Below are 14151 nucleotides of genomic sequence, written 5' to 3' on the forward strand. Positions count from 1 at the left end.
TTATGGCCAGAAACTGGTGAAGCCGGATTGAGCAAGCTTATTTTGCATCCACTCAATTTTAGCGCGACTGCGGCAAGCAATCATTATGGTCTCGCCATCCTGGTGCTTTTCACGATAAAAATCTGGTCTTACATTATTTTTATCCCAAATAGCAGACAGGTTTTCTTTTAACGTATCAGATAACTTTATGAGCAATGACTGTTCAATATCAAATTGTGCTAATTTATCACTATCACCTTCAATACGCGGCAGCACTTTGCACATTAAAAAATCATCCCAAACGGCTTGCAATACTTCGTCGTTTTCTGGTTGTAGGCTTATCACACTCAGCAGCAATTCATTTAAGGCGCGATAGGCTAATTTAAAGGACGTGTTATCCAGCTCGATATTGAGCGATTGTAAAAAGGCAATACTCTTTTTGCCATCTGCATCAATCGCAGGCAAACGTGCTTGATTCTTCACAGCACTGGAATAAATCGGATAGGATAATTTTTTAGAGGCGACTGTTGGCGAAAAATAATCGTCAAAATCATTAGGGAAGAAGTCACCAAAATCAAAACTCAGTGCGCGATCAATCACCTTACGGGAAAAACCGTGCGTGGTCTCATCCATATTTACCGTGCCAGCCACCAGTAAGTTAAAGGGAATGCCGATACCATTCTCAGAAAATTCAAGCCATAACGCAGAAGTCGGGTCTAACTCTAAACGCTCGCACAATTCATTCTGCTTAACAGGGGAAAGTGACTGAATCACCGAGGCTTTTAATAGCGGATCGCACTGGTAGGTAAACGCATCATCTTCCCATTCCCATTCGCGGGTTTCCAGTATAGATAAATAATCCGCAAAATACTGCTCGACAGGGGCAAGATTCATTTCATCCAAGCATAACCAATACGGCGGTATTGCCTGCAAATCATTACGGTGGCCTGCCGTTTTGTTCTCTGCGATTTGCACCCCAGTCTCTGCAATGGCTTTCCACGCTTTAACAATAAATTGCAACACATCGGTGGTGACGTACCCAGCTTCGCCATTCAAACGGGTGGTATAACCTAACAAATCGCTGGGTTCATGCCAATCTGGCCGGACGGAAACTAAGCAATACGTTTTTTCACGACTCCCTGTCGCTATCGCCTGTTCACGAACAAAACGTGATTTCCCTGTGCCGGAGATGCCGGCGAGGAGTAGGAAGGGTTTGGGGAGGGAAATAAAATTTTGATGACCATCAAAATTTTTTCTTTCATTTTTAACCATATTAAATAATTTATGATTCTCAAGTAATGCTTGATAAAGAGTTGGGTTTTTGCATAGATCATAAACTAACTCGCCAAACACACTCGAAGATACATCGGGAAGATTAATTCCTTTTAAAATAACAGAACCAAAACAATCCTTTGCACCTCTAGCCTCTCCCTTTTCATTAAGAAATTTCTTTGATCCCATTCTAAATTTGTTATCATAATCATCTAGGAATTTTGAAAATAAGATAATATCCTCATCAGTTTCGAAAATTGAATTGATGGATTGATTGGCTTTTATAAAACCCTCTATTTTATCAGCATCGCCAAGCAAACCGTTTGAATACCCCCGAAGACTATCAAATATATTTATATACTTAAATAACTCTATGGCAAAAGGATACATTTCGCAAGCATAACTAAAATATTGGTTAGGAATTATTGCATAGTTCCTCACTTTGTCATTATTTGCCTTATCTATACTCCTTTTATCAGTGGCTGAAAAAGAAGTATAAGAATCAAAACCATACCCTAACTCACCAAGAACTTTCGTAAGCTGATCTTTTAGTAATTTCGGAACTCTATAGTCAGAAAACTCATTCTCATTGACTATGGGGTTTTTAATTTTAATATCTCTTAGATTTGTAAGCATGAGAAGTCCTTTTAAAAGTAAGATATTAACTTTCTAGAAATAGCTTCAATAACCGAAACAGTTACGCTATTACCAAATTGTTTGTACGCTTGCATTTTTGACTTACTCGGTTCAAAGTCATCCGGAAAACCTTGTAATCTCGCCGCTTCTCTCAAGCTGATTTTTCTAGGGTTATCGTGTCCTTGATCAATTAATATTTCACTACCGTCTTTATAGTAACGAGCCGATATCGTGTTGGTATAAGATGACTCACTTGATACCAAACCAAATCCAAATCCTTTACCATTCTTCTTATTTTCAACTTTTCTACGCTGGTGCCCAGCCCATAAACGATCAGAAATTGTTAAGTCAGGGTCGGGGGACCTTTCTAAAATATCACCAACACAAACACTTTTATCGCATGCACTAGGATATTCAAATTTATCTAGCTCACCGTCTTTCCATAAAATTATGTATATTCTTTGTCTATTTTGTGGAACACCAAAGTCTATCGATTTTAGGACCATCTCTTTTGCTAGCTCTTGAATTTTCCTTGTAGATCCATTCTCAATAATATCTTTAGGAATATTACAGCTATAGCCAATTCTAGTGAGAGTTTTTAGTATAACTTTTAATGTAAAGCCTTTATCATGGCTTATTAAGCCTTTGACATTTTCTAATAAAGCAAATTTAGGTTTTTTCTTCTCAATTATATTAGCGATATCATGAAATAGCGTCCCTCTGGTGTCATCAATACCTAATTTCAATCCAGCATGAGAAAATGGTTGGCAAGGAAAACCCGCTAACAGAATATCATGATCTGGAATATAATCAGGATCAATCAATGTGATATCACCAAATGGATATTCCCCATGATTTCTCATATATGTTTGTTGTGCATGTTTATCATATTCAGACGAGAAAACACATGCTCCACCTGCATTTTGAAAACCAAGTCTTACACCGCCAATACCAGCAAATAAATCAATAAATTTAAACTTAGCATCTTTAGCAGGCTTTAATTTTAGATCGCCAAATACACAATCAAAAAAGTGATCCCTATCCACATAGATGCCTTGATCTTTTAACAATGACAATACTTGCTCTTTCAGTATTGCAGGCGAAGAAATACTTGAATTACAGAAAAACTGGCTATCAGTTGCTATTGCATGCAACCACTGGTCAACCAACGCCTTTGGTTCAGTCCCCTCGGGAACGTGAGAAATCACAAGCGGTTCGATTAATTTCTCTGCTTTATTGATTATTTCTAAACTATTTTTCATTGTTTATAACTACCACGAATTCTTGATGATTAATACGCGCACTTAGCGTGTTTTTTGAACGACTCAGGGTTACCAAATCGTACTTTTTTAGCGTTTTCAGCGTACGCGACACATTACTCACAGCCCTTCCGGTGAGAGCAGCCAGCTCGGTAATGGTTTTAGGTTCATACTCGGCTATAATTTTGAGCAATTGCTGATTCTCTATGGAAAGCACATTCGCCACCGATTTCAGGGAATCAAACCAAATATCAACGGGATACGCTGGATCTTCCGTCTGCCCCCGAATGCCGACGACGCAGCGTTTTCGGCCATCAACCTCTGGCATGGTTTTATAAAAACCTGTTGACATTGACACTCAACCCGTAATCTATAACTGTGTATTTATACATGAATATTCATATTATCATCTGATGATACTTAGGCAAGTATTGTATTCTGCACCCAATTTAATCGAAAGTGATTTAAGCCATCAATTTCGATTACATGACTACGAAACTCGTAGTATCTGAACCCGTAAAAAGCATCGACAATTGGCGGCACTGACTTTCAAGGAGGATCGCCAATGACTACCATAAATGCTGCCGCTACCGAGAGTTCCATCACTATTTTCCGAGATCTAATCGCTTCGCTACCCATTCAAAACCTTAGCAGAGCTCAACGTGAAGACCTCAGCGCAATCGCCGCAGAGTCGATTGAAGGGTTATGCCACGGTTTCCAGTATCTAAGCGAATCGCTGGTCGCAGAAACCACCACAGAACACCTTCAACAAATCAGCACTTACCTCAACACCTGCGCACATTTGATTCCGGCATTGATGGCAATCAGCGAACAGGTTTCATCAATTCACACGGTAAACCTCACCTAAACTGTCCCTATCAAAGCCCAATAAGGACAACTCTCCTATAAACTGTCCTTATTGGCTTGCGATCTGTCCTTATCTCTACTACGTTTAGAGACACCGACTACCACTCTGTCCTTATAAAAATGAGCCAAGACAATCGTATACAGCAAGAGAAAACATCAATTTTGAAAGCAATGCTTCAGTTCGATGAAGCAAAAAGCCTGGGCGAAATTGAAAAATTTCTATTTTTTTCAATAAATAAGAAAACACTACAGCGCCGACTTAAAGAGCTGCACGACGACGAACAGATCGTGACGGTAGGGGAAAAACGCAATACTAAATATTATGCAAATAAGGACAATTCACCTTCATTGCATGTCCTTAAGTCATTCGATAAGGACACTACCGATAACAACATAGGGACAATACGGGCAGATGAGGACAATCACCCCATCTTTTCCAAAGAGGCTATCTCACAGCTCGCCTATTTAGATACGCCTTCATACGCGCGTAAAAAATCCAGCTATCAATGTGATATGTTGAATAATTATTTACCCAACGTAACCCAGTATCTACCGGATCAGATACAAACGACGCTGGCGAAAATGGGGAAACGATTTGATGACACACTTGCAGCCGGTACTTACGCGAGAAATATTAGTCAACGCCTACTCATTGATTTGTCTTATAACTCTAGTCGACTAGAAGGTAATACTTACTCCAAGCTTGATACACAAAAACTTATAGAACAGGGACTTACAGCCGATGGTAAAGTTCATGAAGAAACCATCATGATCATGAACCACAAAGAAGCGATTGAATTTTTAATTGAAAATGCTGAAGAGATAATAATTAACGCCTTCACGATCAGAAACATTCACGCCCTACTTTCGCAAGATTTACTCGCCAATCCCAACGCATGCGGTAATATCAGGCAGATAGAAGTCTCTCTTGGAAGATCGGCCTATTTTCCGCTAAACAACCCCCATCAACTCGAGGAATACTTCTCTCTATTGCTACGCAAAGCAGAACAAATCCACAACCCCTTTGAACAAAGCTTTTTCTTATTCATTCATTTATCTTATCTACAAGCCTTTGAAGACGTAAACAAGCGAACCGCTCGATTATCCTGCAATATCCCTTTTATTAAGCACAATTTTTGCCCTTTAAGTTTTATTGATGTACCGCAAGAGGATTACTTTAAGTCACTGCTGTATTTCTATGAAACCAATGAGCTCCTGCCCGCTTTAGAGCTGTTCAAATGGGCCTATACGAGATCTTGCGAACAATATGATGTAGTAAAAGAGTCGATTGGCGAAATTGATATTTATCGCATACAACATCGTGCGGCACGAAAAGTGGCGATGGGGAGCATTATCCGGGAAAATCTTAATGAACCGCTTGCAGAACAATATCTTAAGAAATATTGTGCAGAAAATAACATTCCTTCTGCCGATAAATTTATTGCCATGACACTCAGTGATTTAGCTCAACTTCATGTTGGATCAATCGTTGGACTTGGCATTACGGAAAAAATGTTTATTGAGTGGAAAAAATAATTGAATGAACGGAAGAATCGCAGCGAATCGGTGGGAATTACTCGTCAGGACAGAAACGTAACAGTGGCGAGCAGCAAAACGGCATCCAAAGATCACCAAAATGCCAAGCTAGACGCCGAATTTGCTCTCATCATGCAGCGCTATGGTCATACTATCAAAACGCTGAACGACCGATAATACATACAACAAAATAGGACTGTATGCCTACAATCCCATCAAAAATGGGAATATAGTCCCATCATCGCAGTACAAATCGATTCACCAAACCACCGACACCATCTTTAGAACGTCTTCACCAGCAGCAAAACAGGGAAAAACCGTCATGCGTTATCTCGTCCTCCCGCTCATCCTTTTTGCCTTAACCGGCTGTCAGGCGGTTACCACCTTCGATAAATACGCCACGATGCGGCTTTATGAAGTGTATGAAGCGAAGAATCTTTCCGCCTGTGAGTACAAGCCGCAGTTTCGCGACTGTACCGTAGAAAAGCGTTCTTTTAACGTCAGGATTACGGACGATAAAAGCAAAATTGCATTAGTGGTAGGAAAACGCTATGCCTATTTCGGCTTCACGCGTGATGATTTTTCCCGCCAGACGCAGCCGCTGCGTGATTTCCTGATTTGGGCAGACGATCCGAACGCGCAAGATAAACAGATCAAGCTGCTACGTAAGGCCGGAAACGTAGGCGGAAGCCTGTTTTACAATAGCGAAGTGGAATATCAGTTCGATTATCTGCACACGCGTGCCGATGTTCAGCTACTCGTCGTTAAACCTCATCAAACGGCTGATTCTTATGGCTTGACCGTCGAGGAAGTGAAAAACCTGCTGTCGGTGATGGATGCCTGGTATGCCGGTACGTTTACCGGGAAACAGCTGACGTAAAACTCAGTTGAGGCGGCCAGACAGGTCACGTCTGGCCAAGAGCGGCATTAGAATTTCTGCATTCTGGAAGTAAACTGGCCGCAGTTTTTCAGCATCAAATCTTTGACAGGTCGGCGGTCGTAGTAACCTTTTTCGGTCTTGAACACTTCGTAGACCTCGAGGCGTCGTGGCGAATAAGGTCCATCAAACTTGCCAGTGACATAATAGTAATTCCCGACCACGGGTTTAAACGTCACGGTGCTAAATCCACCATTGGCAGCAATCATTCTGACCGCAATATTGTGTTGCGCACTGACCCAAAATTCACGGATCATCGTTGGCGTTTCTGGAATAGCTGGGAAGCCGAGCTCTTTATTATTGAGTTTAGTTTGGAACCCAATCGCGTTATTGGTGTAGCCATTTTCTGGCGCATCAAGATTAATGCATCTATCGGTATTCGGATAAACGCGAATATAGTCGAGGTTACGATTATCGAACGTGATACCCACGCGGTCAGTCCCCTGATAATCCTCCAATTTATGACTGTAGGTTGCTACCGAGCATCCGCTAAGTAATACCGCACTTATCCCAATCAGAATAATTTTCCCAAACATAACCGTCCCTTACCTTTATAAAATCAGAATTTCCTGATTATTTTATGCCGTTTTTTATTCGAAAATTTATGCTCTATTACCTCACCTTAAACACTATTAATATACCCTAAATAATTCGAGTTGCGTGAAGGCGGCAACTACGCGAATCCCCAGGAGCTTACAGCAGTAAGTGACTGGGGTGAGTAAGGACAAATTGGCTAAGCCAATTTGAACGCCGTTTACGGCGGCCCTTCAGGGCGAGGCTCAGAGATGAGCCGAGTATTGCCAACGCACAAGCAGCTTGAAGTATGACGGGTATAAACGAGGCAACATGGCAATTTCTCTCTATTACACCGCACGACGTAAAAAATCCCTGAGCCAGACAGAGATATCTGCCGTGAAGGAGATCGTCCAACGCCATTCCGTTGATGACCAAATTGAGAAATATCTGACAACCGGTGAAGGCCTGAATTGGGAATCCTTTGATTTCGCTCTGAACGTGAAAATCGGTAACGTATTCAGGAAGGGGATTGTACTCTCCGGTTCAACCAAACTTCCCGACAACGATGAAGAAGCCACCTGGGTTGGCGTACAGCACTGGTGCCAGTGTTTATCCGAAATACGCGGCGTTTTGACACACTGTGAATGGCACGTCGCGGTCGACGATCGTGGTATTCCGTGGAGCCATGAGGTCAATGCCTATGACCCTGCGCGTTAGAAACGTGAGCTTATGACAAAAACAGGAAACAGGGAGAGCGAGATGGACGACAACGACATTTACGATGCTGTCGCCACCAGCGCATACGGGCTATCGATGGGTGCGATATGGCAACATATTGCGGTGGAGTGTCGGAGCAATCCCAGAACCTACGCCCAACGTCAGGTTCTGTTTTTTACGCTGCTGGAACGGCTCATCGCAGAGGGCAGAATCCGGCTTGCCAGTCAGGGAGATTACCTGCTAGGCGACCCGAAACATCAGGTCGATCGGCTCCGCAACGCCTTTCCACCTGAAATGTCCGATGATGAATTTGATGATGTCGACGAATTTGGCCTGTGGTTCTTAGCCAAAGCCCCCGCAGGCGTCGTGTGGATCACGCCCGAGGGGCAAGAGAGTTGGACTTAGCGTAGGCGGCTCACTCTACCTTCTTCTTTCCCGAATCCTGACTTTCCGCCGTTGGCTCAGCTACCGCCTTGCTGTCCGACGATTGACTCACCGCCGCATCAGCGTCTTCGGGGTTTACCGAACTCGCGTACAGACGACCTTCCTCAATAAAATCTTCGTCGATGCCTTCAATATTCCCCTGATTATCGCGACCAGAGAGGATGTTCCAGCAGGCGATGAACAGCGCAGCAATCAGCGGGCCAATCACAAAACCGTTGATACCGTAGATATCCATGCCGCCCAACGTAGCGATCAGAATCAGGTAATCCGGCATTTTGGTGTCTTTCCCCACCAGCAGCGGACGCAAAATGTTATCCACTAGCCCAATCACCAACACGAAGAACGCGACAATGAAGATCGCCTGCCAGAGCATATCCGTCGCGAACAGGAAGACGGCAGCAGGCACCCAGATAATCGCCGAGCCCACGGCGGGGATTAGCGACAGGAACGCCATCAGCGAGCCCCACAGCAGGCTGCCTTCTATTCCTGCAATGGAGAACGCAATGCCGCCCAGCGTCCCCTGCACAATCGCCACCACTGCGGTGCCTTTTACGGTCGCCCGGGATACCGCGGCAAACTTCACCAGCAGGTGATGCTTAACATGGGTGGACAGCGGCAGCGATTCCAGAATCAGGTTCACCAGATAGGAACCGTCTTTCAGGAGGAAGAACAGCAGGTAGAGCATCACCCCGAACCCGATAAAGAAGGTGAACGTCCCCTTGCCGATCAGCAGTACGCTTCCCGCCAGATATTGCCCGCCTTTCAGCGCAACCTGAGACAGCTCTTGCTGTATTTTGGCGGCGTTATCCAGATTGTGTTCCGCCAGGAAATGCCGTGCCCACTTCGGCAGATGCTGAAGCAGCTCCGCCAGCACCACCGGGAATTGCGTATTGCTGTCCTGCAATCGGGTGTAAACCCCGTTAATCTCAACCACCAGCGAGGAAACAATGATCCCCAATGGAATGAACACGATCAGGAAGATGATCAGGACCGTCAACAACGAGGCAACGCCGTTGCGATCGTTCAATTTTTGCCGAATTTTGCTTTTCAGTGGATGGAAGATAACGGCCAACACCGCCGCCCACAGGATGGCGGAATAATACGGCGCCAGTATGTCAAAAAACGCCAGCGTGGCGACAAATAAGATAAGGATGAAGAATCCCTTCGTAAGCCCTTTAATATTCACAACGATTTCCCCTTCGTTCAATCTGCTCTCGAAATATAGAACGAAGTGGGGCATTTGCAATACAGGAAAAAACGTCTGATGCTGAGCAACCAGCTATATTCGTGCCTCATGTGTGGCAATAAAGTCATTTTTTAGCTGACTATACACCACAGCATCATGGTCACATGCCAGCGCAGCAGCGCGCTTTATTGCCGCATATTCCGCACACACGTCAGGATTCACCCGCAGATAATCACGAAAAGCCAAATGTCGCTGAATAGATTCGTCACCCACCACGAAGGCGTGAAGATGGTGAGTACGAGCGTCACCGCCCTTGGTGTAGTAACGACGCCCCGCTATCCCATTTTCGCCGCGGGGGCGATAGCCCAAATCGACCATGACGTGATCCAACCTATCCAAATCGGACAGCGAAACCACTTCCAGCAGCATATCAATCAACGGTTTAGCGGGTAACCCCGGCACGGCCGTGCTACCAATATGGTGGATTCTCACCGCAACGTCACCGAGCGCCTGCGCTATCGCACTCGCCTCTGTTGCGTAATTCGTCACCCATTGTGGATCGTAATCCACCACGGCAATCGTGCGCTTGCCCATTCGCTTATCTTCCCCAACGTTGTCCTATCCCGTAAAGGTTATCAACGTTCAGAGGAAGGTTCAAAAGCCATCACGCGGCGAGTGATGCTCGCCGCGTCATCCGTGCTTACAGGCCATCAAGTCGCCGCTGGGTCGCTTGCACCAGTGAATCCGTGGTGATGTCGGCAATCGATTTGGCACCGGTGAGCGTCATCGCTACACGCATCTCTTTTTCGATCAGGTTCAGCAGGTTAACCACGCCCGCTTCGCCCGCTGCGGCCAGCGCGTAGACAAACGCGCGTCCGAGCATCACACCATCCGCACCCAGCGCGATCATGCGCACCACGTCCAGCCCGGTACGAATACCGGAATCCGCCAGAATGGTGATCTCACCTTTCACCGCATCGGCGATAGCGGGCAGCGCATGTGCCGTCGAGAGCACGCCGTCCAGTTGACGACCGCCGTGATTGGAGACCACGATGCCGTCTGCGCCAAACCTCACCGCCTCTTTGGCATCTTCTGGGTCGAGGATACCTTTGATGATCATCGGCCCTTTCCACATCTCGCGGATCCACGCCAAATCCTGCCACGAAATAGAAGAATCGAAATTCTCCGCCAGCCAGCCGATATAGTTCTCCAGCGTCGTCGGCGTGCCGCGATAAGCGGAAACATTCCCCAAATCGTGCGGTTTACCGTTCAGGCCAACGTCCCATGCCCACTGTGGATGTACCATCGCCTGCAAAACGCGACGTATCGCCGCATTCGGGCCACTCATACCGGAATGGGCATCACGATAGCGCGCGCCCGGCGTCGGCATATCCACGGTGAAGACCAGCGTCTTGATCCCCGCCGCCTGCGCACGTTCCAACACGTTGCGCATAAAGCCGCGATCTTTTAACACGTAGAGCTGGAACCACAGTGGCCGATCGATAGTGGGGGCGACCTCCTCAATCGGGCAGACGGAAACGGTAGACAGCGTAAAGGGAATGCCCTTCTGCGCCGCCGCACGGGCAGCCTGAACCTCGCCGCGTCGGGCGTACATCCCGGTCAGGCCAACGGGTGCCAACACCACCGGCATCGCCAGTTTTTCGCCGAACAGTTGGGTTTCCAGGCTCAGGTCGGAGACATTTTTCAGGATACGCTGACGCAGCGCGATATCCGCCAGATCGGCGGTATTACGCCTGAGCGTGTGCTCGCCATACGCACCGCCATCGGCGTAGTGGAACAGAAACGGCGGCAGCTTACGCTGCGCCGCCGCCCGGTAGTCCGTTGAAGCAGAGATGATCATCGTCCTTTCCCATCCTTCTTCTTGTTTGTGCCACTGTTACGGTAAGTGGCATGACTGTTACTTGAACTGCTTTTAGTGGAGCTCATACTGTTCACTTCAGTCCGCTTTTAGGGGAAACACAGGGGGAGGTTCCCGCAGGGACGCCTCACCCCTGTGGTCGCCCCGTGTATCTCGATACTTAAGCGATCGGCATGACTTTAGTGAGATTGCCTTTAGTGAAACTGCTTTTAGTGAAATTGAAGGTACGCGACATGCGTTTGCAGATATTCCTGCAAACCGTGCTTACCGTCCGCCCCACCCACACCGGATTTACGCCAGCCCGCATGGAAGCCCTGCATCGCCTCGAAGTTCTCACGGTTGATGTAGGTTTCGCCGAATTTCAGCCCTTTCAACGCCTTCATCGCGGTATTGATATTCTGAGTATAGATCGACGACGTCAGGCCATATTCGCTGTCGTTCGCCATCGTAATCGCCTCTTCCAGCGTGTCGAAGGTCGCGACGGGCAGCACCGGACCAAACACTTCTTCGTGCATGATCGGCATGTCCTGTTTCACGTCCACCAGCAGCGTTGGCGGGTAGAAATAGCCTGTACCACTTTCGCGCTGGCCGCCGAGCAGCACTTTCGCGCCCTGTGATACCGCTTTCGCCACTTTGTCTTCTACACGCTGTCGCGCCGCCGCGCTGATCAACGGCCCCATATCCAGCGCTTTCTTCTCCGCCGTGTTGCCGAAGGTCACCTGCTCCATCGCAGTTTTAATACGGGAGATAAACTCGTCGTAAATGCCTTTCTGCACGTAAACGCGCTCAGCACAGTTACACACCTGCCCGCTGTTGATCACGCGGGAGCTGACAATCGCTTTCACTGCCAGATCGAGATCGGCATCGTCCATCACGATGGCGGGCGCTTTGCCGCCCAGTTCCAGCGATACCTTCGTGACGTTCTGCGCCGCCGCCGTCATGGTAGCAATCCCCGCCGCCACGCTGCCAGTCAGGCTGACCATGCCGACTTTCGGGTTAGCCGCCAGCTCTTGCCCTACCGTTGGGCCATAGCCGGTAACGAAATTGATGACGCCTTTCGGCAGTCCAACTTTGTGAATGATTTCGGCGAAAATCACCGCATTATTCGGTGTAATCTCGCTCGGTTTGATGACGATGGTATTGCCGGTGATCAGCGCTGGAGCCGCTTTACGCGCGATCAGGAAGAAGGGGAAGTTCCACGGCAGAATGCCGGTCGTGACGCCAATGGCTTTGCGGAAGACAAAGATATTTTCATTCGGGCGGTCGCTCTGAATGATTTCGCCTTCATAACGGCGCGCCCACTCCGCCATGTAGTCGAGGTAGTCAGCGGTGAACAGCACTTCCGTCTGCGCCAGACCGTGCGTTTTGCCGCCTTCTGCGATGATAGTGTCGGTCAGTTCGGCTTCGCGTTCGCGAATACCATCGGCAATCTTGTGCAGCCAGACGCCGCGCTCAACCGCAGGCAGCGCTTCCCAGCCCGGCTGTGCGGCTTCTGCCGCCTCTATCGCTCTCTTTGCGTCGTCAGCGGAGCCTTCCGGGATCTGTGAAATAACCTGCTCTGTGGCCGGGTTCACCACATCAATCCACTTCCCGCTTCTGTTTTCAACAAACTCACCGTTGATGTACATACGTTTTTGGGTGGTGCTCATGTCAGGCATCTCCAAAGTAGGGTTAGAGAATACAACGCATAAACGAGTTGTTAATAAAACACGTCTTTTTTGTGAAGTTTTGCCATGCTGCGCGATTTGCGCTGCATTTACCTTTTCATGGCTGCCATCTCAGTCTGGCAAGTGGCAAAAAAGTCATACAGAGAACGTCTGACGTAACACTTTTGCAAAGTATCGGAGAATGCAGGGGAATAACGGCAGAGTGGGACTGAACGGGGCGGTGACAGACGCCGCATTCAGCTACGGCGTCTGTCTGTGAAGCAGGGAAATTTTACTGTTCGTCGACTTTTACTATCTCTTCCTTCACCTTCCACTGGCCGCCCACCAGTTCGCGGGTGGTGGCGACCATCGCCTGCTTCTCTTCGGAGTAAGCTTCTGTGGTTTCGACAATCAGGACAGGCTTATTATTGGCTATCTGATAGGTAGACCATTGGTGCCAGCAGCAGCCGCTTTTGGTAAACGTCGTGATGGTCTTACTTTTCTCATCAATCTCGAACAGGCCGAGGTTGGAACTGGCTAACTCGGTCAGCGGCGCATTCTGGGTGAACTGCTGCTTTTCCACATCAAACAGGTACACATCGTAAGACGGCCCGCCGTAAGCACCGTTATTGCCATTACGCAGCATGATATCCACATGATGGTCGAAGTTAGCATCATCAATTACCAGCCCACTGTTGTTCTCACCGTAGACCTCGATCAAATTCGCTGTGACTTCACCCTTATTGTTCAGCTCGATGAATATATTTTCCATGTTGATACGCTGGAACAGGTCACCACGCCCTTTCTTGAAAATATCCAGTGTGCCCGCGCCTTCACAGGTTGAATAAGAAGGGTCAAGGTTGCACGTCGCCACGCTGAGAACGAAGTCCCACTGGCCTGATGCCTGAGTAATCAGGGAAATATTTTCACTGCCGGAAAGCGCCTGAATACGGGAAACCATCTCATCCCCCAGACAAACGTCATCCTTACAGCGGTCACGCTCAGCCAGCCACGCGCGCTGCTCCTGACGCGCTTGCGCTTTGTCTTCCTTTTTCACATAACCCTGATAGGCCTTGTTTAATACCGCATCGAGCTGCTGCAAACGGCTGCTGGCACAAATCATTTTCTCAGTGTCTGTACTGGCCTTGCTGCAATCCATCGCCCAGACGGACGAGGTAAAAAATAACAGCAGGGATGAAACGGCCAGAGATAAATAACGCATGAAATCTCGCTCCTTGAATACAGATAAAAACCTAACTTATTAATAAATATAGATA

Annotated in this window: 15 protein-coding genes; 6 read left to right on the forward strand and 9 right to left on the reverse strand. The window is 47.4% G+C overall.

Annotation, left to right across the window (positions count from 1 at the left end):
* The 3 genes from EO763_RS21405 to EO763_RS21415 are packed head-to-tail and all read right to left on the reverse strand — an operon-like array spanning position 1 to position 3498.
* Complete coding sequence (locus tag EO763_RS21405) at positions 1-1887, reverse strand: McrB family protein (RefSeq protein ID WP_208851967.1); 1887 nt, start codon at positions 1885-1887, stop codon at positions 1-3.
* Between the two features lie 11 nt (positions 1888-1898).
* Positions 1899-3149 carry a DNA cytosine methyltransferase gene (locus EO763_RS21410; protein ID WP_161530143.1) on the reverse strand — a complete coding sequence of 417 codons (1251 nt, stop codon included), beginning with the start codon at positions 3147-3149 and terminating at the stop codon, positions 1899-1901.
* Positions 3139-3498 (reverse strand): HVO_A0114 family putative DNA-binding protein, encoded by a 360-nt coding sequence (locus tag EO763_RS21415; RefSeq protein WP_208851968.1) that lies wholly within the window; start codon positions 3496-3498, stop codon positions 3139-3141. Before EO763_RS21415 ends, EO763_RS21410 begins: the two co-directional genes overlap by 11 nt.
* A gap of 213 nt (positions 3499-3711) precedes the next feature.
* On the opposite strand from EO763_RS21415, the gene EO763_RS21420 reads away from it, so the two are divergent.
* The 4 genes from EO763_RS21420 (at position 3712) to EO763_RS21435 (ending at position 6429) form a co-directional block, all read left to right on the forward strand.
* A complete protein-coding gene (locus EO763_RS21420; RefSeq protein WP_161530144.1) occupies positions 3712-4014 on the forward strand; it encodes a hypothetical protein in 303 nt (100 codons plus the stop codon).
* A gap of 119 nt (positions 4015-4133) precedes the next feature.
* A complete protein-coding gene (locus EO763_RS21425) occupies positions 4134-5549 on the forward strand; it encodes a Fic family protein (protein WP_161530145.1) in 1416 nt (471 codons plus the stop codon).
* The gene (locus EO763_RS21430; protein ID WP_161530146.1) at positions 5550-5726 is read left to right on the forward strand and encodes a type II toxin-antitoxin system prevent-host-death family antitoxin; all 177 of its coding nucleotides are present in this window, start codon (positions 5550-5552) and stop codon (positions 5724-5726) included.
* Positions 5727-5871: 145 nt separating this feature from the next.
* Complete coding sequence (locus EO763_RS21435; RefSeq protein ID WP_161530147.1) at positions 5872-6429, forward strand: hypothetical protein; 558 nt, start codon at positions 5872-5874, stop codon at positions 6427-6429.
* A gap of 47 nt (positions 6430-6476) precedes the next feature.
* Here EO763_RS21435 and EO763_RS21440 read toward each other — a convergent pair whose 3' ends face one another.
* A complete protein-coding gene (locus EO763_RS21440) occupies positions 6477-7022 on the reverse strand; it encodes a hypothetical protein (protein WP_161530148.1) in 546 nt (181 codons plus the stop codon).
* A 310-nt stretch (positions 7023-7332) separates the two neighbouring features.
* Between EO763_RS21440 and EO763_RS21445 the strand changes: the two genes are divergently transcribed.
* Both EO763_RS21445 and EO763_RS21450 read left to right on the forward strand, forming a co-directional pair.
* A complete protein-coding gene (locus tag EO763_RS21445; protein WP_208851969.1) occupies positions 7333-7719 on the forward strand; it encodes a hypothetical protein in 387 nt (128 codons plus the stop codon).
* A 42-nt stretch (positions 7720-7761) separates the two neighbouring features.
* Positions 7762-8124: a DUF596 domain-containing protein gene (locus EO763_RS21450; protein WP_161530149.1), complete on the forward strand. Its 363-nt coding sequence runs from the start codon at positions 7762-7764 to the stop codon at positions 8122-8124.
* Between the two features lie 10 nt (positions 8125-8134).
* Here EO763_RS21450 and EO763_RS21455 read toward each other — a convergent pair whose 3' ends face one another.
* The 5 genes from EO763_RS21455 to EO763_RS21475 all read right to left on the reverse strand — a co-directional run bounded on the left by EO763_RS21455 (position 8135) and on the right by EO763_RS21475 (position 14096).
* The gene (locus tag EO763_RS21455; RefSeq protein WP_161530150.1) at positions 8135-9349 is read right to left on the reverse strand and encodes an AI-2E family transporter; all 1215 of its coding nucleotides are present in this window, start codon (positions 9347-9349) and stop codon (positions 8135-8137) included.
* A gap of 93 nt (positions 9350-9442) precedes the next feature.
* Positions 9443-9943, reverse strand: a complete 501-nt coding sequence (locus EO763_RS21460; protein ID WP_161530151.1) for a GrpB family protein — start codon at positions 9941-9943, stop codon at positions 9443-9445.
* 106 nt (positions 9944-10049) lie between these two features.
* Positions 10050-11210 (reverse strand): FMN-dependent L-lactate dehydrogenase LldD, encoded by a 1161-nt coding sequence (lldD, locus tag EO763_RS21465; RefSeq protein WP_039501819.1) that lies wholly within the window; start codon positions 11208-11210, stop codon positions 10050-10052.
* A gap of 227 nt (positions 11211-11437) precedes the next feature.
* The gene (gene aldA / locus EO763_RS21470) at positions 11438-12877 is read right to left on the reverse strand and encodes an aldehyde dehydrogenase (protein ID WP_161530152.1); all 1440 of its coding nucleotides are present in this window, start codon (positions 12875-12877) and stop codon (positions 11438-11440) included.
* A 289-nt stretch (positions 12878-13166) separates the two neighbouring features.
* On the reverse strand, positions 13167-14096 hold the full coding sequence (locus EO763_RS21475) for a lysozyme inhibitor LprI family protein (protein ID WP_161530153.1): 930 nt from the start codon (positions 14094-14096) through the stop codon (positions 13167-13169).
* Positions 14097-14151 lie beyond the last annotated feature (55 nt).

The sequence above is a fragment of the Pectobacterium odoriferum genome (genome assembly GCF_009931295.1).
In the GTDB taxonomy this organism is placed as follows: domain Bacteria; phylum Pseudomonadota; class Gammaproteobacteria; order Enterobacterales; family Enterobacteriaceae; genus Pectobacterium; species Pectobacterium odoriferum.